Genomic DNA, 20099 nt, shown 5'->3' on the forward strand with positions numbered 1-20099 from the left:
GGAAATCGTAAAACTTTATTAACCAATTATAATCATTGGGAAATGGTAGGTTTCATGCGCGAACCGGATGGTGCGCTACTGAATTGTGATTCAAAATCAAATGCTTGAAAACAATGCGGCCGAGCGGCTCTGAAAAGCCGCTCGGCCGTGCCGCATATTTTGACTCGGAAGGGTTGAATGGCCTTGCCGACTACCCCTTCAGCATGCGTTCGACGATATCGCTGACATCCGGCGACAGTTTCGAAGCCGCCGCGATTTCGCGAAGCGCGTTACGGGCGTGGTCGGCACGCTGCGATTCGAGCGAGCGCCAAGAACGCATCGATGTCAGGATGCGGGCAGCCAATTGCGGGTTTTTCGGATCGATCGCCAGGATGTTCTGGGCCAGGAAATGATAACCTTCGCCATCCAGCCGGTTGAAACCGGTCGGGTTCGCAAAGGCGAAAGTGCCGAGAAGGGAGCGGACGCGGTTCGGGTTGGAGGCGTTGAAGAGCGGGTCGTCCATCAATGACTTCACGCGCTGCAGCGCGCCATCGCCGGGGATGGTCGCCTGGATGGCGAACCACTTGTCGATGACGAGGGCATTGTCTTCGAAGCGGGTCTTGAATTCCGCCAACGCCTCGGACGTCCCGGCATCGTGCGGAAAGCGATGCGCAAGGATGGTCAGCGCCTGGCTGAGATCCGTCATGTTGTTGGCTTCGCGGAAGGCCTTGAGAGCGCGGTCCGGCTGGTTTTCGGCATAGACGAGATAGGAGAGGGCAGTGTTGCGCAGCGCCCGGCGGCCTGCGCTGTCGGCATCCGGCGTGAACGGGCCTGTCACGTTCATCTCGTCGGCAAGCTGCGCGAAAACGTCCTTGCCGGCCTTTGCGATAGCGGTCATCACCTGCTGGCGGCCCGCATGGATCGCATCCGGATCGTTGTTGCTGCCGATCTCGCGGGCGATGTCGGCTTCGCTCGGCAGCGACAGCGCCTGGGCCCGGAAGGCCGGCTCCAGCGTGTCGTCGGCTGCGGCTGCAAGCAATGCCTGGATCAAGGCCGGATCGGACGTTACGGGCTCACCGTTGCGGGCGCTTTCCGTTGCGGCGACAAGGTTCGGGGTCGCAAGCTCGTTCAGGGCCTGCCAACGGGCAAAGAGATCGCTTTCATAACGGGCGATATGGGAACGGTCGGCAACGGTATGTTCGAAATGCAGGTTGATCGGGGCCGAGAATCCCCGGTTGAGGGACACGACCGGACGTGCCGGGATACCTTCGAAGACAACAGTTTGCTTGCGTTCGGTCAGATGCAGAACGTCGCCGGTGACCTCGCCGCCGGACACGGATGTCGGTGCGGCCTGCGCGCCATCGGGCAGGATCAGGCCGAAGCGCAGGGGAATGTGCATCGGCTCCTTGTTCGGCTGGCCGGGCGTTGCCGGAACCATCTGCTCCAGCGATAGCGTCAGGGTCTGTTTGGCGGCGTCGTAGTCGGTCGAAACGGTCACCAGCGGCGTGCCGGCCTGGTGGTACCAGAGCGCAAACTGGGTGAGATCGCGGCCGCTTGCGTCTTCGAAGCAGCGGACGAAATCCTCGATTGTGACGGCTTGGCCGTCATGGCGATCGAAATAGAGGTCCATGCCCTTCTTGAACAGTTCGGCACCGAGCAGCGTCGCGATCATGCGTGTGACTTCGCTGCCCTTCTCGTAGACGGTGGTCGTATAGAAGTTGTTGATTTCACGGTATTTCGTCGGACGAACCGGATGCGCCAGCGGACCGGCGTCCTCCGGAAACTGCTCCGATTTCAGATGACGGACCTCGGCGATGCGCTTGACGGTGCGCGAGCGCATGTCGGCGGAAAATTCGTGGTCGCGGTAGACCGTCAGGCCTTCCTTGAGGCACAGCTGGAACCAGTCGCGGCAGGTGATGCGGTTGCCGGTCCAGTTGTGGAAATATTCATGCGCAATGATCGCTTCGATGTTGGCGTAGTCGGCGTCCGTTGCGGTTTCCGGGTCGGCCAGAACGTATTTGTCGTTGAAGACGTTCAGGCCCTTGTTCTCCATGGCACCCATGTTGAAGTCGGAAACGGCGACGATCATGAAGATGTCGAGATCGTATTCGCGGCCGAAAACCTCTTCGTCCCACTTCATCGAGCGCTTCAGCGCATCCATGGCATAGGCGGCACGCGACTCCTTACCGTGCTCGACGTAGATTTTCAGCGCAACCTCGCGGCCGGACATGGTGGTGAACGTATCTTCGACGACGCCGAGATCGCCGGCGACGAGCGCGAACAGGTAGCTCGGCTTCGGATGCGGATCGAACCAGGCGGCGAAGTGGCGGCCATCGCCCATGCCGGCGCCACCGAGGAAATTGCCGTTCGAGAGAAGCAGAGGTGCGGTCGCCTTGTCGGCAATGATGTTGACGGTATAGACAGCCAGCACATCCGGGCGATCCGGAAAGTAAGTGATACGGCGGAAGCCTTCCGCCTCGCATTGCGTGCAGTAGACGTTCTTCGTCCGGTAGAGCCCCATCAGGGTGGTGTTGGCTTCCGGATTGATTTCGGTGGTGATGGTGATTTCAAACGGCGCTTCGGCCGGCAGGTTGCGGATTGTCAGGCTCTCGTCGGTCGCGTCGTAGTTCGCGGGATCGATCGGTTCCTGATCGAAGAGCAGGCCCGTCATCTTGAGCTCGTCGCCATCCAGGACCAGCGGCGCACTGGTATCGACGCCTTCGCGGCGGTGGAAGATCAGTCGGGCCTCGACCTTGGTTTCGGTCGGATCAAGTTCAAAGGTGAGGTCCACACGTTCCAGGACGAAATCGGTCGGCTTGTAGTTTTCGAGATGAGTGATTTCGCCGGTGTCTGTGCGCATCGTATCTTCCGTATTGGTCTGCCACGCGTCTGGGCGCGCGGCGTCGCCTGAGATCTGTTTTCAGAGGCCTTGGGCGGGCCATCCTTCGCTCGACACGGGACGTTGTGCCCGATGTCTGTGAGAGACTTACGAAATTCGCCCTAACAATACTTAAATCCGTGGATCATTTCGGCACACTTACGGTAAATTTACCGATCCATGGCGGTGCAGAGTAGGGGATAGACGGCGCGACATCAAATATTTCAGTCCCACATCACGAGAATTGATCCCTCATTTCCGGGCACCGCGTTAGGATCGCGGTAATCATGCGGATTCGTCCGTATCTCGAGACCTCCCCAAAAGCCTTGCGCTTGCCGCATACCCTCAGACCGAGCATGTCATGGACGAAGAACACCCCCATCCGCTGAAGGGAATATCCCTCAAGGTTATGTCCGTGGTCGTTTTCGTTGCCATGGCGACGCTGATAAAGGCCGCAGGCGAGGGGATCGTGACCGGCCAGATCACGTTCTATCGCTCGGCCTTCGCGATGGTGCCGATCCTTTGTTATCTGGCTTTTACCGGAAACCTGCGCACGGCCTTTTACACAAAGGAGGTCTGGGGCCATCTCGCCCGAGGTTTTATCGGTATCGTCTCGATGAGTTTCGGCTTCTACGGTCTGGTGCATTTGCCTCTGCCGGAGGCCATCGCCATCGGATATGCGATGCCGCTTCTCGCCGTCGTGTTCGCGGCCGTGTTTCTCAAGGAGACCGTTCGGATCTATCGCTGGACGGCCGTTCTGGTGGGGCTTGTGGGCGTGATGATCATCACATGGCCGCGCCTGACGCTGCTGGACGAAGGCGGGTTTGGCGGCTCGGAGGCCCTGGGCGCGCTGTCCGTGCTGATGTCGGCCACGCTCGGCGCTGTCGCGATGGTTCTGGTGCGCAAGCTGGTGGTAAAAGAGAAGACGCATACGATCGTGCTGTATTTCTCGCTGTCCGCGTCCTGCTTTTCGTTGCTGACCCTGCCGCTCGGCTGGGAGCCTCTGTCCTGGAACGCCTTCCTGCTGTTGATGGCGGCCGGCTTCTGCGGCGGCATCGCGCAGCTTCTGTTGACCCAGAGTTACCGCTACGCCGATATGTCGACGATCGCGCCGTTCGAATACACCTCGATCCTGCTCGGCATCGTGATTGGCTATCTCCTGTTCGATGACGTGCCTACAACGACGATGCTGATCGGCACGACGATCGTCGTGGGCGCCGGTATCTTCATCATCTGGCGGGAACACCGTCTCGGCCTCGAGCGCCGTGGTGCGCGCAAACACGTAACCCCGCAGGGGTAAGCCGGTTTAGCGGGTCTGATCGTTATTTTCGGGATCGGCATTGATCGCCCGGTTCATGGCGTTGACGGCCTCCGTTCCCGGTGTCGGCACCGTGTTCGCCTGAAAGTCGGTCTTGCTGACAAGGCCATCCTCGGCGTTGCGCTGGGCGATGCGCCATGCGGCATAGGCGGCGTAGGCGGCGAAATAGATCGCCAGCACGACGAAGAGCGAGGCCGGGCCGAAACGGTCCATGACCGGCCCGACCATCAGCGGTCCGGAAATCGTTCCGATACCGTAGGTGATCATCATGCCCGAGGAGACTTCGACATATTCGTCCGAGCGGGCAAGATCGTTTGCGTGGGCAACGTTCAGCGCATAGATCGGAAAAAGCACGGAGCCGACCAGGGCGGCGATCACGTAGAGCGTCAATGGCGACGAACCGACCGAAAACACCATGGCAATGCAGGCGGCAACGCCGACCGCGCCGCAGCCCACCATGACGATACGACGATCCATTCTGTCCGAAGCGCGGCCGATCGGAATCTGCGAGAGCGCGCTTCCGGCCAGCACCGCGGCGAGAAGGGTTGCGCCTTCTGCCGTCGAAAGGCCGATCTTCTGGGTGAAGACGCCGCCAAGGTTGAGCCATGCTCCGGACATAGCACCGGCGAGGAACGCGCCGACGATGGCCACGGGAGAGCGCCGGAACAGATTGACCAGATTGAACCGGGCTTGCGCCGGCGGAGCAGGAGACGTCTGCGAGGAAAGCGTCGTCGGCAACAGGGAAAGCGACAGCAGGACGCTGCAGAGCATGAAGAGAGATGTATTCGTCGGGTCGCCGAGGGGCACGAGATATTGCCCGCCGATCGTCCCGAGCATCGTCGTGATCAGATAGACCGAAAACAGCATGCCGCGATTTTCGTTGTTCACGCGTTCGTTCAGCCAGCTTTCGATGACCAGATACGTTCCGGCCATGGCAAAGCCGTAGGTGCCACGAAAGAGGATCCAGGCCCGCCAATCAACGACAAGACCGCACAGAAGGATGGCGACGCTGAGAAGCGTGATCAGCGCGGCGAAGACGCGGACATGGCCGACGCGCAGCACGAATTTCGGCGTGACGATGCAGGAGAGGGTGAAACCGATCGTGTAGCCGGTCGCGATGATGGAAATGGTCATGGTCGACCATCCCTCTGCGACGGAGCGCACGGGCAGAACATAGCTTGCGAGACCGAACCCGACCATCATCAGGAGCGTGGACAGCATCAGGGTCGAGACGGAGAGAAGGCTGCCCAGCATGAAGGCTCCAAGGCGCAAAGCCCGACAGGCGCTTATCGTCCGGTCGGGTGAGGAAGAGAAGGCAGGTTCAGTAAAACATCGCGCAGAAGCAAAGAGCGGTGCCGCCTGACCGGAAAGAGTGTCGCTCTAATCAATTTTGCGGGCGCTGTCGATTGCGACAGCCGCTGGCGCAAAGGTTGTAAACAGGCGGAGGTGCTTGACGGGCAGGCGCGACATAGCGCTGTGGCCAAAGGCTAGGTGTTCAGAGGCTAGGCGTTTATCAGCGCGGCAGGAGAGCGCTCTGCGCAAGGCGATCGGAAGACTGGCGACCTGCTTCCGTACCCAGGCGGGTGTATTCGCGCGATGCGCGAACTGCAGTCGCAATGTCATGGACGCCGGTGATGAAGGCTCGGATCGAATTCGACATGACAGGTTTTCCAAACTTTGAGACATGACGCGCCGCAGATAGGGCGACGGCGATGATGCTTAGCGCTGGATGAATTCCGCATAGATCTGGGCGGGGCGCGTGGTGCGGCCATATCCCGAAGCGGTCATCTGCTCATTGGCAGCCGAGCCGAAGCTGTTAAACGGCGTGCGCAGCGCAGTGCCGGCGTGGCGGAGAGTTTCGAAGCTGCTGTGCAGCGGGCGAACACGGGCGGTCATGACGTCTTCCTTATCCTGTTCCTCCCGTGGTTCTTATATTGCATCGCAACATAAATTGCGCAATCGGCCCGCATGCGGTGCTGCTATGCACAATGCGCATGGCTTTTTTCATTCTTTGTTCACAAATTGATCAGGCGGCGTAAACGGGGTCTTAACCACGAAGGCGGGATTTGAACGCCAGCAGGTCCTGCCACGCCAGACGCTTGCTGGCAGGCGCGCTGATCAGATCCTGCGGATGAAGCGTCGCCATCGCCTGAACGGTGGTTCCGGCGATGGTAAGATCGCGCCATTCGCCGCGCGTGTGGTGGATCGTATCGGTGCCGCCAAACAGGAAACGGGCGGCAAAATTGCCGAGAATCAGCAGATGTTTCGGCTCGGCTAGGGCGATCTGCCGTTCGATGAAGGGACGGCAGATTTCGCTTTCCCTCGGCGAAGGCACGCGGTTGCCCGGCGGGCGCCAGGCGATAACGTTGGTCAGCAGGGTCGATGTCCGGTCAAGGCCGATGGCAGACAGCATGCGCTCCAGCATCTGTCCCTGCTTGCCGGAGAAGGGCAGGCCGTCACGATCGTCGTCGGCGTTCGGCATCGGGCCGATGACCATGATGCGCGATTCGGGACTGCCATCCATGAAAACGGTGTTGCGCGCGCTTTTACGCAGGCTGCAGCCGGAAAAAGCTTCCATTGCCGTCTTTAGTTCGGCCAGGGAGCGCGCGCTTTCGGCCGCAAACCGAGCTTCCGAGACGGCCTGCTCGTGCGGGATCGCCGCAGCGGCGCTGATCGACACCGGGGCCGGGCGTTCCTCTCGTCGGGCGCCGGATTGCCCGTTCTCCCCGGAGATGCGCGGCTGGGCATCGACCCGGCTTTCCTTGAGAGCCGGGGCCTCCTGTTGTCGTTGCACCGAACGCGCGGCCCGGGAGGCGGCAAACTCCGCGAAGCGATCGATAGGATCGTCTTCCAGCAGCCATTCGACGCCGGCGTCTGCATGAAAATGCAGAAGGGTGGCAAGTTCGGCCGGGCTCATATGGTCGATGGAGATCATTGAGGAACTTTATAGAAGCGTTTGCGGGCGGGGAAGAGCCCGCCGCGCCATAAGCTGTGCAGCATTACGCCGCCATCGCCGTCCAGCGGTCGATGTCGTCGCGTTCGCCAATCAGCGCCAGCCCATGGGCAATCGACAGAAGCTCGCCGCCGCTTTCGATATCACCCTTGTCGAAGCGATTCTCGAACAGGCGACGCACGGCCGGCACGAACGACGTGCCGCCGGTCAGGAACACCTTGTCGATATCGGCAGGCTTCGTTCCGGTTTTTTCGAAAACGTCGTCAAGTGCGGTTTCGATGCGAGCGATGTCCGGTGCGATCCAGCTTTCGAAATCGCTGCGTCGAATGACGCGGCGGCTTTCTTCGCCAAGCGGGGCGAAGTGGAACTCGGTTTCCTCCTCGCTCGAAAGCCGCATCTTGGCTGCCGAGATTGCCTGATAAAGCGGGTAACCTTCGTCATGATCCACCAGATCGATGAAACGCTCGAGCTTTTCCGGCTCGACGGCCGAACGGACGAGCTGCTTCAGATCGGTAAAATCCTTCAGCGTCTTGAAGATCGAGAGCTGGTTCCAGCGGCCGAAATTCGCGTAGTAGCTGGTCGGAACATCCAGCAGCTTGTCAAAGCTGCGGAACTGGCTGCCCTTGCCGATCAGCGGCGAGACGACATTGTCGATGATGCGGAAGTCGAAATGATCGCCCGCGACACCGACGCCGGAATGGCCGACGGGAACAGCCGTCAGATGGCCGGCATGGCTCTCGAAACGGATAATCGAATAGTCCGTCGTGCCGCCGCCGAAATCGGCAACCAGCACCGTCGCGTCCCGCTTCAGGCTCTGGGCAAAATAGAATGCCGCGGCGACCGGTTCGTAGACGAAGTGGATTTCCGGGAAACCGAATGTTGAAAGCGCCTTGTTGTAACGCTCCAGCGCGAGGTTTTCGTCCGGGTTGCTGCCGGCAAAATGCACCGGGCGGCCAACGACAAGGCGCTTGTAGCCGCCTTCCCATCCGTTGCCGGCATAGTCAGCGATGCGGCTGACAAAGGCGCGCATCAAGTCTTCGAAACCGTTGCGCTTGGCGAAGATGAGTGTGCCCTGAAAAAGCGGGCTCGCCGCGAAGGTCTTGATCGACTGCAGGAAGCGCACTTCGCCGGGATTGTCGATGAATTCGCGGATGGCGGCCTGTCCGGCTTCGACCTTCAATGCAGAAGCCCCGAGCTGCGCATGTTTCATATAAGACAGCGCCGTGCGCATGCTGTCGCCGGTGCCGGCGGAGCTGGTGAAGCTCAGGGAGCGTGTCGTTTGCCCTTGAGAGGCTGCCAGCACGGAATTGGTCGTGCCGAAATCGAAGCCGAGCGCCTTGGTCATGTCATCTCTCCTGAACGCGCCGCCGCGAATGCACCGGACGGCGTGGCCGGGCGTCAATCAACATCCGTCTTGGGTCGGGTGACTGGCTGCCTGGGCAATCATAATGAAATGGGAATGGTCCCTCGCGGAATGCCGCGATGCGCTTTCGCGCGGATTGAGGTGGGCTCGTCGCACAGGCCTGAGACAAAAGCAAGGCGCAAGCGCGATCAGATTTTGACGTTTACGTACAAGTCATATAAATCTTGTTCTCATGCATGATGTCATGCGCAAATGCTGGTGGTGCAGGTCGCATCCCGGCTCGACAAGCAATGTCGTATTTGCCATGACGGAATGGAATGGGAACAGACCGGTGAAGTCCGGCAATACCGACTGGAGACGAGGAAATGACCGAGGCGCTTGAGCTTCCCGAACGCGAAAGCATGGAATTCGACGTCGTGATCGTCGGCGCCGGGCCTGCGGGGCTTTCGGCGGCGATCCGGCTGAAGCAGGTCAACCCGGAGCTTTCCGTCGTCGTTCTGGAGAAGGGGGCCGAGGTCGGCGCCCATATCCTGTCCGGCGCTGTCGTCGATCCGATCGGCATCGACCGCCTGCTGCCGGGCTGGCGCGAGGAGGCGGACCATCCTTTCAAGACCGAGGTGAAGGACGACCAGTTCCTGCTGCTCGGCCCAGCCGGCTCCATCCGACTGCCGAACTTTGCCATGCCGCCGCTGATGAACAATCACGGCAACTATATCGTCTCTCTCGGCAATGTCTGTCGATGGCTCGCCACCAAGGCGGAAGAGCTTGGTGTCGAGATCTATCCGGGCTTCGCCGCCGTCGAAGTGCTTTATAATGATGAAGGTGCTGTCATCGGCGTTGCGACCGGCGACATGGGCATAGAGAAGAACGGCGAGCCCGGCCCGAACTATGCCCGCGGCATGTCGCTTCTTGGAAAGTACACGCTGATCGGCGAGGGCGTGCGCGGCTCGATCGCCAAACAGCTGATTGCAAAGTACGAGCTTTCAAAGGACCGCGAGCCGCAGAAGTTCGGCATCGGCATCAAGGAACTCTGGCAGGTGAAGCCGGAGAACCACAAACAGGGCCTTGTACAGCACTCCTTCGGCTGGCCGCTCGGCATGAGGACCGGTGGCGGCTCGTTCCTCTATCACCTCGAAGACAATACGGTCGCCGTCGGGTTCGTGGTGCACCTGAATTACAAGAACCCCTATCTCTATCCCTTTGAGGAGTTCCAGCGCTTCAAGACGCATCCTGCGATCCGCGGCACGTTCGAAGGCGGTAAGCGCATCTCCTACGGCGCCCGCGCCATCACCGAGGGTGGTTATCAGTCGGTTCCGAAGCTTTCCTTCCCGGGCGGCGCGCTGATCGGCTGCTCGGCCGGTTTTGTCAACGTGCCGCGCATCAAGGGCAGCCACAATGCGGTTCTGTCCGGCATGCTGGCCGCGGACCGGATCGCGGCTGCGATCGAATCCGGCCGCGCCAATGACGAAGTGATCGAGATCGAGAACGACTGGCGCTCCAGCGACATCGGCAAGGACCTGAAGCGGGTGCGCAACGTCAAGCCGCTGTGGTCAAAGTTCGGCACGGCGGTCGGCGTGGCGCTGGGCGGCCTCGATATGTGGACCAACCAGCTCTTCGGCTTCTCCTTCTTCGGCACGCTGAAGCACGGCAAGACCGATGCCGCCTCGCTGGAGCCGGCATCCAAGCACAAGAAGATCGACTATCCGAAGCCGGATGGCGTGCTGACCTTCGACCGTCTGTCGTCGGTGTTCCTGTCCAACACCAACCATGAGGAAGACCAGCCGGTTCATCTCAAGGTCAAGGACATGGAGCTGCAGAAGCGCTCCGAGCACGATATCTTTGCAGGCCCCTCGACGCGCTACTGTCCCGCCGGTGTCTACGAATGGGTGGAGAAGGACGGCGAGGAAGTCTTCGTCATCAACGCGCAGAACTGCGTGCATTGCAAGACGTGCGACATCAAGGACCCGAACCAGAACATCAACTGGGTGCCGCCGCAAGGGGGCGAAGGGCCGGTCTATCCGAATATGTGATGGCTGAATCAAGCCGCGAAAACATACGTCTTCGCCCCGCGTGGGACACCGAGTTCGAGCGTTTGCGCGAGATCGAAGTGGATGCTTTCGCAACGCTTGCCGAGGCTGGCGGGGCCGATGATCGCGACCCGCATCCGGCTGATATCGAGCAGTTCGGGCGCTGGCTGCGTGACGGTCTGCTCCTTGTGGCCGCAGATGCCGATGATCGAGCCATCGCCTTCATCTCCGCATCGATCGCTGGTGATGTTCTGCATGTTGATGAGCTGGACGTTGCCCGCGCGTGGCAAAGGCGTGGCATCGGACGCCTGTTGATGAGCCAAATACTTACGGAAGCGGAGCGCCGTGGTTTAAATGGCGCGACACTCACCACCGATCGCCTTGCGCCGTTCAACGCACCTTTTTATATGTCGATAGGGTTCCGTATCCTGGATGCCGCCGAACTGGATGCGCGGCTGGCCGCAATTCTGCGAACAGAGATAGCGCACGGTCTTGATCCCGCGCGACGCATCGCGATGGTCATGGAATTTCCCAAAGTATGAACGGACAGCGACCCCGCTTAACTCAGTATTAACCATAAATTCCGTAATTTCGGCCTCATAACCGACCGTTAGGGAATTTTTCCGATGCCGATTTCGCGCCGTGGCCTGCTGCTTGGAATGTCTGCACTTCTTGCCGGATGCTCGACCAATGCTCCGAACCACAAGCTGAATTACGCAGCTTTGCCGGACGAGAAATTCCCGTTGCCGGCCATGCCGCTCGAAAAGATCGATCCGGAACTTCGTCGCCAGGAAGTGGCCTACACCACATCCGAAAAACCCGGCACGATCGTCGTCGATACGCCCGCCCGCCGGCTCTATTACGTTCTCGGCGATGGCAAGGCCATGCGCTACGGCATCGGCGTCGGCCGCAACGGTTATGCGCTTGCGGGAAGCGCCTATATCGGCCGCAAGGCTGAATGGCCGAGCTGGACACCGACCAGCAACATGATCCGCCGCGATCCCGGCAAGAACCTGCGCTATGCCGGCGGCCTTCCCGGCGGCCCGAACAATCCGCTCGGTGCACGCGCCATCTATCTCTATCAGGGCGGTAACGACACCATGTTCCGCATCCACGGAACCAATCAGCCGCAATCGATCGGCCTTGCCATGTCGAGCGGTTGCGTGCGCATGCTCAACCACGATGTCGTGGATCTGTACCAGCGCGTCGACGTGGGTGGCCGCGTCGTCGTCAAGCAGGCCTGATTCCGCATATACGAAAAACGCCCCCGGAAAACCGGAGGCGTTTCGCTTCACGAATAGACTGGCGGGTCATCAGCCCTGTGTGCGTTTCATATCAGCTTCGGGCGAAGGCCGGCGCCTTGCTCGCTTCGCCCTGCGACTGCGGCGCCGACTTCCACGCAACGACCATCAGCGCGCCGATCACCGTGATGTGTTCCATCACCACATAAAATTCCAAGGTTCTCATCGGCTCTTCCATCAGCCAGAACGTGTGGGCGATCGGGATTGTCAGCGCTGTGAAAACGGCAAGCGCACCGGCGCCGAGCCATGTCCAGCGATTGGCGATGATGAGAGCTGAACCGCCGAGTTGCGTGATGATGACGGCAATATTGAAGAGGCGTGCGGGTTCCAGTCCGAAATGCGTCATCTCCGCCACGCCGGCATTGAAGTCGATGAGCTTGGCCAGGCCGCTGGCCCAGAACATGTAGGTGAGGAGCGTTCGGGCGAAATAACCGAACGCGGCGCTGCTGGTGATCGCTTGAATAAAAGAAGGCATGTCGTTGTCTCCGGTGGGTGGTGCAATGGTGCCGCCCGCAACCGAACCGGCCGGGAGGTCGCCGGTCGGCTGCGGGACAACGCGGCATCACCGGCTCGGGAGGATCATGTGGCTTTCGGTGCGCCGCGTTGAATGCATCTGTAGACCATGCCGGCGCTGATCCGCGTTCCCGCGGGAACACGCTGCGGGCAGGTCCTGCGTTTGCGCTGCCGTGATTGTTTTTGCCGGTATTTCAGCAAAGTATATTTTTCGCAGAACGGCTGAAATTTCGCGGCGCGGTCCCATATCTGCATTGCAGCAACAAGGATATGCGACATGAAGATGAAGGCCGTTTTCAACCGCGACGGCGGCACGTTCAGAACGACCGACATGGAAGCCTATTGCGCGAAGGTCGAAGAGGTTTTTCGCGCTGCGGGCCACGAGATCGAGATTGAAGCTGTGTCAGGCAGTGAAATGGGCGATGTGTTGGAAAGGGCGGCGCGCCGCGACGATCTGGATGCGATCATCGCCGGCGGTGGGGACGGAACGATCTCGTCCGCTGCCTCCGTCGCCTGGAAGAACGGCATGCCGCTCGGTATCGTCCCGGCAGGAACGATGAACCTCTTTGCCCGCAGCCTGAAATTGCCGCTCGATATCTGGAAAGTGCTGGATGTACTGGCCGCCGGGCATATCATCGATGCCGACATCGGCAGCGCGGACGGACGTGCCTTCGTCCACCAGTTTTCGGCCGGGCTGCACGCCCGCATGGTGCGCCTGCGCGACAGCTACAGTTTCGCGTCCCGTCCCGGCAAGATCATGGCCAGCACCCGCGCGGCCGTTGGCGTCATTTTCAATCCGCCGGAATTCGAGGTCGATATACATATTGACGGCAAGGAGGAGCGGCGCAAGATTTCCGCGATCTCCGTGTCGAACAACCATTTCGGCCGTGACACGCTGATGTATGCCGACAGTGTCACCGGCGGACATCTTGGCTTCTACACCGCGCCACCCCTGAAGCCGGTCGGCGTGGCAAAGCTTGCCTTCGATATTGTACGCGGCAAGTTTCGCGACAGCGCGATCATCACCGAAACCACCGGCCAGGCTGTCGATCTGCACTTTCCGAAATCAAAGGGCCGCACGAACTGCGTGATCGACGGCGAGCTTTTGCCGCTCGGTCGCGAGGTCGCACTGCGAGTGCATCCCGGCGAACTGAAGCTGCTCGTTGGCGAAGACCTCGACTGATTCTTGCTGCCCGTTACTGAAACGCCGTTTCAAAGAAGCTTCTGAGCTTGCGCGAATGCAGCGTCTCGACCGGCATGGCAGCGAGCTTCTGCAATGCGAGAATGCCGATCTGCAGGTGCTGGCTGACCTGGGTCTTGTAGAAAGCGGTCGCCATGCCCGGCAGTTTCAGCTCGCCGTGCAGCGGTTTGTCCGACACGCAGAGCAGGGTGCCGTAGGGAACGCGGAAGCGGAAGCCGTTGGCAGCGATGGTGGCCGATTCCATATCGAGCGCAATCGCGCGCGACTGCGAAAGCCGCTTCACCGGTCCGCGCTGGTCGCGCAGCTCCCAGTTTCTGTTGTCGATGGTCGCCACTGTCCCGGTCCGCATGATCCGCTTCAGATCGTAGCCTTCATAGCCTGTCACATCCGCAACTGCTTCCTGCATGGCCACCTGAACTTCTGCCAGAGCCGGGATCGGCACCCAGACGGGCAGATCGTCATCCAGAACGTGATCCTCGCGCACATAGGCGTGGGCCAGCACATAGTCTCCCAGCATCTGGCTGTTGCGCAAGCCGGCGCAGTGGCCGAGCATCAACCAGGCATGCGGCCGCAGCACCGCGATATGATCGGTGATCGTCTTGGCGTTGGAAGGGCCGACGCCGATATTGACGACGGTGATGCCGCCATGGCCTTTCTTCTTCAGGTGATAGGCCGGCATCTGCGGCAGGCGTGCCAGCGTCAGATCCTGTTCCGGCTTGTCGGAGCCCGCCTGCGTAATAATGTTGCCGGGCTCTACGAACGCCGTATAGCCATCGCCCCCGTCTGCCATCAGCTTACGGGCCCAGCTGCAGAACTCGTCGATATAGAACTGGTAGTTCGTGAAAAGCACGAAGTTCTGGAAATGTGTGGCGCTGGTGGCCGTATAGTGGCTGAGCCGCGCGAGGGAATAGTCGATGCGCTGCGCGGTGAACGGCGCAAGGGGCGATGGTTCCCCAGGCCCCGGCTCATAGGAGCCGTTGGCAATTTCGTCATCGGTTGTCGTCAGATCCGGGGCGTCGAACAGGTCGCGTAGGGGAACATCGATGTTTTCCGCAAGCGATGCCTCGACATAGGCGCCTTCTCCAAAGGCGAAATGAAGCGGGATCGGTGTCGACGATTCCGAAACCGTGACCCCGATTCCGTGATTGCGGATGAGAAGGCCAAGCTGCTCCTTGAGATAATGCCTGAAAAGCTTCGGTCGGGTCACCGTCGTCGTGTAGACGCCGGGCGCGCTGACATAACCGTAGGAAAGCCGCGAATCGACCCGGCTGAAGCTGCTCGTCTCAATGCTGACCTGAGGATAGCAGGCCCGGTAACGGGTATTCGCAACGCCTGTTCTGCCCAACTCTGTAAAGGCATTCACGAGAAAGGTCGTGTTGCGCTCGTAAAGCGCCGTCAGTGCATCGACGGCTGCGGCAGGATCATCGAACGTCTGCGGTTCAAAGGCGTCCGGAGTTGCAACGGGAAGGGCGGAGGGGGAGTGGATTCGCGTGTTCATGCGCCATTATAGGCAGCGCCTTCTGACAAGCAAACGACAAGATAAAGTCGCCAGGCTGCGCCCGATGTGATCTGCAGACAGGTGTCTGATCTCGCTGTTGTGGCGAGGACCGGTCCTCCTTCTCCGATCACCTCTGCAGGACGAGCTTATATATAAGGTAAGGTTCGTCCATGCTGATCGGTTCTGTTGGCGGGTCGTTTTGGCGCACCGGATCGCGATTCTCTGCGAATCTCCTTCTGCCCGATTCTGTCATCCAGCTCCTTCACGCCTCTTTCGTCAGGGCAGCGCGACCCGCTTGCTGCGGTCGGGAATCGCTGCCGGGGCCCAACGATCGCCGCCTTTTTGCCTCGTTCTGACACGAAACGGCGTCTGTTCGGGTCTGCTAACCCCTGATGGATAAAGGATTTTCTTAACGATCTGTTAAGAACTTGCCGGGCTGCGGGGCGATTTTGTGTCGTTTCAGCAACAGGGCCATGGGAAGGCGGGATCAAAGTGGCTGAACTGGCAAGATGGAGATTGCGCCAACGGTCCGGTCTTGTATTTTCAACTTCGGAAGCGAGGGCGGTTGATCGTCCGACTTTCTAAATGTTGGGGATGGGGCAGGGAACGCTGTCCTTCAGCAAAATACCCAGACCCGTTTGAAACTTTTGACTGGAGGTCAGAAATGAACATCAAGAGCCTTCTTCTCGGCTCCGCTGCTGCTCTCGCAGCAGTATCCGGCGCACAGGCTGCCGACGCAATCGTCGCTGCCGAGCCGGAGCCCATGGAATACGTTCGCGTTTGCGACGCTTTCGGCACCGGCTACTTCTACATCCCGGGCACCGAAACCTGCCTGAGCATCAGCGGTTACGTTCGTACGCAGATCAACTATGACGATCAGGAATTCACCGCTGCTGGCGCCGACTGGGATGCCCGCACCAAGGGTTACCTGACCTTCGCTGCTAAGAACGACACCGAATTCGGCACGCTCTCCAGCTACATCAACCTGGAAGCAAACGACACGTCGGACACGTTCCTTGATGGCGCGTGGATCAACATCGCTGGCTTCGACATCGGTTACTTCTACAACTGGTGGGACGATTTCGGTCTGTCCGGCGAAACCGACAGCTCTGGCGGTAACCTGACGAACTCCATCCGTTATACCTATGACGGCGGTTCGTTCCAGGCTGGCGCTTCGGTTGAAGAAATCGACGGCGACGGCGAAAACGACAACGTTGGCGTTTCGGGTCTTATCCGCGGCACCGTTGGTGGCGTTGACGCCCTCCTCATCGGTTCCTACGACTTCGACGCTGAAGAAGCTGCCTTCAAGGCTCGCCTCACGGCTGCTGTCGGCCCGGGCACCATCGGCCTGATGGGTATCTACGCAACCGACCCGAACTTCTACTGGGATACGTCCGAGTGGAGCGTTGCTGCTGAATACAAGATCCAGGCAACCGACAAGTTCTTCATCACGCCGGCTGCCCAGTACTTCGGCGATGTTGACTTCGCAGACATCGATGCATGGCGCGTTGGTGTAACCGCTGGTTACCAGATCACTGAAGGCCTGCGTACCCTCGCAACGGTTAACTACACGGACATCGACGAAGCTGGCACCTCGCTGGCTGACGACGACAGCCGCGTAACCGGCTTCCTGCGTCTGCAGCGCGACTTCTAATCTGATCTGACTTTTGTCAGTGAAGAGAAAGCCCGGCCGAAAGGCCGGGCTTTTTGCGTATTGCCGCCAATGACAAAGGCTGAAAGCGAGCAAGGCTTGTCGCTGCGTCCATCATCAGCCGTTCCGATTGATTTCCTGAAATGGCGCGCTCAGCTCGGTTTCGCGAGAAAACGTTCGATCGCTTGTCTTGGCCCCGGAAAATGCAGAAGAGGGGCGTGGCCTTGTCCTTCGACCTCCAGTAGCGTCGCATCGGGATGGCGGTGTGCCATTTCTAAGGCCGTTTCCATTGTCAGCAGCCCGGAATTTTCACCGCGTATGATCAAGAGGGGACAGGGTTTCAAGCCTTCGAACAGTGCCCAGAGATCAGCCAGTTGTGTCTCCAGCGTCAGGTCCTTGAAGCCGTTGACAAGGGCGGGGTCGAAATCCGCGACAATGGCATTGCCTTGTCGACGATAGAGTGCCTGCGCCATTTCATCCCAGTCCTGCCGGGAAAGCGCCGGAAAGGCCGCTCCGTGCAGATGCGCCAGATACAGGGAGACTTCCTCCCAGTCGTCGAATTGTCGGTGATTTGACAGATAGTCGCGGATGTTAAGGAGCCCCGCAAGCTCGATCACCGGACCGATATCGTTGAGAACAACCCGGTTCAGTAGGGTGGGATTGCTGTTGGCCAAGAGATGCAGGATCAGACCGCCGCGCGATGTGCCGATGAAGTCTGCCTTGCCTATGCCGAGCGCAGCGCAGATATGGGCGACATCAGCGGCTTCGACCGGAAGCTGGTAGTGGCTGCTATCCGGGTCGCGCTCGGAAAGTCCGCGCCCCCGATAATCGATGGCGACAACCCGACGGGCGTGTGGACCATTGGATGAAAGCGAGACCGCGAGCGGGTGAAAATCACGGCTGTTTCGGCTTAAGCCCGCGAGGCAGACCACGGGTGGCAGCCCTGCGTCGGGTAACTCTGCGCTATTGTAATCTCTTGCGTACAACATGAGCCCGTCTTCGGCCGGGATGAAATGCTCGGTGAAAACGGGCTGTCCCAAGGTCATCCTCCAGAACGTCATCGCCAAATACGGTTGTCGTCACACGGCAGAGGAGCAAGCTCTGAAGGCCCCGTCAAGGCAGGGGCATTTAAGAAAAGCTGGCGCGAGGCACGCGGTAAACGAGGTTTAACCGTTTCGTCCCATGCGCAGATCCTTCACGATATCGGGTCGCTGGCCGAGGCGCGCCTTGTAGACCTGATAATTTTCCATGACACGCTGAACGTAACCGCGGGTTTCCGCAAACGGGATGCGTTCGATCCAGTCGACAACCTCGTCGATCGGTTTGCCGCGAGGATCGCCATATCGGTTCAGCCACTCTGGCACGCGCCGCGGCCCGGCGTTGTAGGCAATGAAGGTCAGGATGTAGGAGCCGCCGAAACTGTCGATCTGCTCACCGAGATAGTGGGCGCCAAGGGTCGCATTGTAGGCCGCATCGGTGGTCAGGCGATCGCCGGAATAGGCAAGGCCATGCCGGGCCGCGATGCCCTTGGCCGTGCCTGGAAGAATCTGGAGAAGGCCACGCGCATTCGCAGGCGAAATCGCTGCGGGATTGAAGGCGCTCTCCTGGCGCGCGATCGCATAGGCGAGGGCTTTGCCCGATCCGCCGATATTAGCGCTTGCAGGGATGACGCCAAGCGGAAAGGCGAGGGCCGCCACGTCGATGCCACGGCCAAAGGCGAGCTTGCCGATCTGCAGCGAAAGCTGATGTCCGCGGGTCGTTTCCGCGCGGGCGGCGAGGATGGAGAGTTCCCCCGGGCTTTGCAGTTCTTCGGCCAGCGCCCGATAGAGGTTGTCGGCGCGCCATCCATGTCCCGCAGCTTCCAGCCGGGCTATGGCCTGCACGGCTTCCCGCTTATCGAAGGCGGCACGGTCCTCTGCCGTTGGGGACGGATAGGTGACGTCAAGTGCGTTTTCACCCAGCCGCGACGCCGCAAGTTGGCCATAAAAGGTCCCTGAAAAATGGGCAGCCTTTGAAAAATACTCTCTGGCAGAACCGGTAGCGCCAGCTTCCGCAGCGCGACCCAGCCAGTAGTAGGCGCGAGAAACAGAAATCGGCCGGTTCGAAACATCGAGAATACGGCGGAAATGCCCGGCGGCCAGTTCGGCTTTCTTCAAGCCGCGCAGCGCATACCAGCCGGCATGAAACTCCGCATCCACGACATCGCTCGCATCCCGGGCGGAGTGATTGGCCGCCACCCTGTAGGCACTGGTAAAGTCACCTTTGTCCTGCAGACCGCGGCTGACGATGCGTTGTTCGACCCACCATTCACCCGGGTTGACGAGATCGGCGGTCTCTTTGGGTACGCTTGCAAGCAGTTGGGCAGCCTGTTCGTATTTTTCCTGCTTTCGCAGGAGCTCGATACGAATGAACAGGTAGGCGGAACTCTTGGCCCAGGATGGATCGACCGAAGAGACCAAAGATGACGCATTGCCGGCATTTTTCGCAACGGCGACCCAAGCCCGATAGAGGGATTGCGCCTTTCCAAGGTCGCTGAAACGGGCCGCCTGCTCGAATTTGCCGCGATAGAGCAGCATCTCCATCCTTTTGCGGTGACCGGCAGTCGCGAGCAGATCGGAAAACTCCGCAAGAATCTTGTCTTCGACGCCGGTGTCCAGCCGCTCTGTCGACCAGAGGGTTCTGATAAGTTTCGTCGCTTCCGCCTTGTCGCCGGTTTGCATGCGGGCACGGGCAAGCGCCAGCGTGCCTTCCGCCGTTTCGGGTCGACTGTTGCCAAATGCTGCAATGACGTCTTCTGCCGGAGGGGTTTCGCGTGCCAGCGCCCGCTCCGAATTCGCCCTCAGCGCTGATAGACCGGGCCAGCCTTTGAGCTCCTGCTGGGCTGCTGCGATCTCAAAGGAGGGAACACCCCTTTGCGCAGAGAGTGCGATCGCCCAGGTAAGGATATGCCGGTCGAGCGTGTTCTTTGGCATGCCATCGCGAATGGCGATAGCATCGGCAGCTTTCCGGTCGGAAAGCGCATCAAGCCCCTGCTTCAAAGATGAATTGGTGACGATAGTGCCGGTCGCTGCGGCGATCGAACCGGTCAGGTCCGCGCGTGCGGGGGCGAAGCCTGTTTGCAGTGACGAGTCCGGCCGGGCGCGGGGCAGGGGCGCGCTGCCGTCGAAGGCGGAGGCCGACGGCGCGGCAAGCAGAGCACTCGATGCGCATACCACTGCAACCGTTAACCGGGATAAACCGTAAGCACGCATGAAGCGCCCCATGATCGCCAGCAATCTTCCCTCATTTGCTGCTGCAATTGCTAACGAAAGCTTACCGGGAAAGATAGAATTCGACAAATATCCCCCTAATGCTGGTCCTGTGCTTGCGAACTTAAATCCGCCTGCCGAACTTTGACGGCGGCGGAACGAAGTATTC

Annotated in this window: 17 protein-coding genes; 7 read left to right on the top strand and 10 right to left on the bottom strand. The window is 60.0% G+C overall.

Going from position 1 to position 20099, the window contains the following annotated elements; translation table 11 throughout:
- Positions 1–190: 190 nt before the first annotated feature.
- Entirely contained in the window at positions 191–2839 is a 2649-nt protein-coding gene (gene pepN, locus BLX89_RS08580) for an aminopeptidase N (protein ID WP_075290229.1), read from the bottom strand.
- A 379-nt stretch (positions 2840–3218) separates the two neighbouring features.
- On the opposite strand from pepN, the gene BLX89_RS08585 reads away from it, so the two are divergent.
- Positions 3219–4157, top strand: a complete 939-nt coding sequence (locus BLX89_RS08585; protein ID WP_075290230.1) for a DMT family transporter — start codon at positions 3219–3221, stop codon at positions 4155–4157.
- Between the two features lie 6 nt (positions 4158–4163).
- Here the strand turns inward: BLX89_RS08585 and BLX89_RS08590 are convergent, their stop codons facing one another.
- The 5 genes from BLX89_RS08590 to BLX89_RS08600 all read right to left on the bottom strand — a co-directional run bounded on the left by BLX89_RS08590 (position 4164) and on the right by BLX89_RS08600 (position 8473).
- On the bottom strand, positions 4164–5429 hold the full coding sequence (locus BLX89_RS08590; RefSeq protein WP_075290231.1) for an MFS transporter: 1266 nt from the start codon (positions 5427–5429) through the stop codon (positions 4164–4166).
- A 259-nt stretch (positions 5430–5688) separates the two neighbouring features.
- Entirely contained in the window at positions 5689–5835 is a 147-nt protein-coding gene (locus tag BLX89_RS24785) for a hypothetical protein (RefSeq protein WP_198935134.1), read from the bottom strand.
- A 59-nt stretch (positions 5836–5894) separates the two neighbouring features.
- Entirely contained in the window at positions 5895–6071 is a 177-nt protein-coding gene (locus BLX89_RS24205; protein ID WP_143523552.1) for a hypothetical protein, read from the bottom strand.
- Positions 6072–6222: 151 nt separating this feature from the next.
- Positions 6223–7110, bottom strand: coding sequence for a uracil-DNA glycosylase (locus tag BLX89_RS08595; protein ID WP_075290232.1), 888 nt, complete (start codon positions 7108–7110; stop codon positions 6223–6225).
- Positions 7111–7174: 64 nt separating this feature from the next.
- Positions 7175–8473, bottom strand: a complete 1299-nt coding sequence (locus BLX89_RS08600; RefSeq protein ID WP_075290233.1) for an Hsp70 family protein — start codon at positions 8471–8473, stop codon at positions 7175–7177.
- Positions 8474–8856: 383 nt separating this feature from the next.
- On the opposite strand from BLX89_RS08600, the gene BLX89_RS08605 reads away from it, so the two are divergent.
- The 3 genes from BLX89_RS08605 to BLX89_RS08615 all read left to right on the top strand — a co-directional run bounded on the left by BLX89_RS08605 (position 8857) and on the right by BLX89_RS08615 (position 11762).
- Complete coding sequence (locus tag BLX89_RS08605) at positions 8857–10521, top strand: electron transfer flavoprotein-ubiquinone oxidoreductase (RefSeq protein WP_075290234.1); 1665 nt, start codon at positions 8857–8859, stop codon at positions 10519–10521.
- A 62-nt stretch (positions 10522–10583) separates the two neighbouring features.
- Complete coding sequence (locus BLX89_RS08610; protein WP_245292783.1) at positions 10584–11060, top strand: GNAT family N-acetyltransferase; 477 nt, start codon at positions 10584–10586, stop codon at positions 11058–11060.
- Between the two features lie 84 nt (positions 11061–11144).
- Entirely contained in the window at positions 11145–11762 is a 618-nt protein-coding gene (locus BLX89_RS08615) for a L,D-transpeptidase (RefSeq protein WP_075290235.1), read from the top strand.
- Positions 11763–11853: 91 nt separating this feature from the next.
- On the opposite strand, the gene BLX89_RS08620 is transcribed toward BLX89_RS08615, so the two are convergent.
- Complete coding sequence (locus BLX89_RS08620; RefSeq protein WP_075290236.1) at positions 11854–12294, bottom strand: DoxX family protein; 441 nt, start codon at positions 12292–12294, stop codon at positions 11854–11856.
- A gap of 315 nt (positions 12295–12609) precedes the next feature.
- On the opposite strand from BLX89_RS08620, the gene BLX89_RS08625 reads away from it, so the two are divergent.
- The gene (locus tag BLX89_RS08625) at positions 12610–13515 is read left to right on the top strand and encodes a diacylglycerol/lipid kinase family protein (RefSeq protein ID WP_075290237.1); all 906 of its coding nucleotides are present in this window, start codon (positions 12610–12612) and stop codon (positions 13513–13515) included.
- A 13-nt stretch (positions 13516–13528) separates the two neighbouring features.
- On the opposite strand, the gene BLX89_RS08630 is transcribed toward BLX89_RS08625, so the two are convergent.
- Positions 13529–15031 carry an AMP nucleosidase gene (locus BLX89_RS08630; protein ID WP_075290238.1) on the bottom strand — a complete coding sequence of 501 codons (1503 nt, stop codon included), beginning with the start codon at positions 15029–15031 and terminating at the stop codon, positions 13529–13531.
- Positions 15032–15695: 664 nt separating this feature from the next.
- Here BLX89_RS08630 and BLX89_RS08635 point away from each other — a divergent pair.
- Positions 15696–16685 carry a porin gene (locus BLX89_RS08635; RefSeq protein WP_075290239.1) on the top strand — a complete coding sequence of 330 codons (990 nt, stop codon included), beginning with the start codon at positions 15696–15698 and terminating at the stop codon, positions 16683–16685.
- A 149-nt stretch (positions 16686–16834) separates the two neighbouring features.
- Here the strand turns inward: BLX89_RS08635 and BLX89_RS08640 are convergent, their stop codons facing one another.
- The gene (locus BLX89_RS08640; protein ID WP_245292795.1) at positions 16835–17743 is read right to left on the bottom strand and encodes an alpha/beta fold hydrolase; all 909 of its coding nucleotides are present in this window, start codon (positions 17741–17743) and stop codon (positions 16835–16837) included.
- 105 nt (positions 17744–17848) lie between these two features.
- The gene (locus tag BLX89_RS08645) at positions 17849–19933 is read right to left on the bottom strand and encodes a lytic transglycosylase domain-containing protein (protein ID WP_075290430.1); all 2085 of its coding nucleotides are present in this window, start codon (positions 19931–19933) and stop codon (positions 17849–17851) included.
- Positions 19934–19943: 10 nt separating this feature from the next.
- Here BLX89_RS08645 and BLX89_RS25330 point away from each other — a divergent pair, with 10 nt between their 5' ends.
- Positions 19944–20078: a hypothetical protein gene (locus BLX89_RS25330; protein ID WP_280950570.1), complete on the top strand. Its 135-nt coding sequence runs from the start codon at positions 19944–19946 to the stop codon at positions 20076–20078.
- The last annotated feature ends 21 nt before the right edge of the window (positions 20079–20099 follow it).

Origin of the sequence: Pararhizobium arenae (assembly GCF_001931685.1) — a bacterium.
In the GTDB taxonomy this organism is placed as follows: domain Bacteria; phylum Pseudomonadota; class Alphaproteobacteria; order Rhizobiales; family Rhizobiaceae; genus Pararhizobium; species Pararhizobium arenae.

Coding starts and splice junctions, on each gene's coding strand:
- pepN (WP_075290229.1), bottom strand. CDS start 2,839: ATGCGCACAGACACCGGCGAAATCACTCATCTCGAAAACTACAAGCCG.
- BLX89_RS08585 (WP_075290230.1), top strand. CDS start 3,219: ATGGACGAAGAACACCCCCATCCGCTGAAGGGAATATCCCTCAAGGTT.
- BLX89_RS08590 (WP_075290231.1), bottom strand. CDS start 5,429: ATGCTGGGCAGCCTTCTCTCCGTCTCGACCCTGATGCTGTCCACGCTC.
- BLX89_RS24785 (WP_198935134.1), bottom strand. CDS start 5,835: ATGTCGAATTCGATCCGAGCCTTCATCACCGGCGTCCATGACATTGCG.
- BLX89_RS24205 (WP_143523552.1), bottom strand. CDS start 6,071: ATGACCGCCCGTGTTCGCCCGCTGCACAGCAGCTTCGAAACTCTCCGC.
- BLX89_RS08595 (WP_075290232.1), bottom strand. CDS start 7,110: ATGATCTCCATCGACCATATGAGCCCGGCCGAACTTGCCACCCTTCTG.
- BLX89_RS08600 (WP_075290233.1), bottom strand. CDS start 8,473: ATGACCAAGGCGCTCGGCTTCGATTTCGGCACGACCAATTCCGTGCTG.
- BLX89_RS08605 (WP_075290234.1), top strand. CDS start 8,857: ATGACCGAGGCGCTTGAGCTTCCCGAACGCGAAAGCATGGAATTCGAC.
- BLX89_RS08615 (WP_075290235.1), top strand. CDS start 11,145: ATGCCGATTTCGCGCCGTGGCCTGCTGCTTGGAATGTCTGCACTTCTT.
- BLX89_RS08620 (WP_075290236.1), bottom strand. CDS start 12,294: ATGCCTTCTTTTATTCAAGCGATCACCAGCAGCGCCGCGTTCGGTTAT.
- BLX89_RS08625 (WP_075290237.1), top strand. CDS start 12,610: ATGAAGATGAAGGCCGTTTTCAACCGCGACGGCGGCACGTTCAGAACG.
- BLX89_RS08630 (WP_075290238.1), bottom strand. CDS start 15,031: ATGAACACGCGAATCCACTCCCCCTCCGCCCTTCCCGTTGCAACTCCG.
- BLX89_RS08635 (WP_075290239.1), top strand. CDS start 15,696: ATGAACATCAAGAGCCTTCTTCTCGGCTCCGCTGCTGCTCTCGCAGCA.
- BLX89_RS08640 (WP_245292795.1), bottom strand. CDS start 17,743: ATGACGTTCTGGAGGATGACCTTGGGACAGCCCGTTTTCACCGAGCAT.
- BLX89_RS08645 (WP_075290430.1), bottom strand. CDS start 19,933: ATGCGTGCTTACGGTTTATCCCGGTTAACGGTTGCAGTGGTATGCGCA.
- BLX89_RS25330 (WP_280950570.1), top strand. CDS start 19,944: ATGATCGCCAGCAATCTTCCCTCATTTGCTGCTGCAATTGCTAACGAA.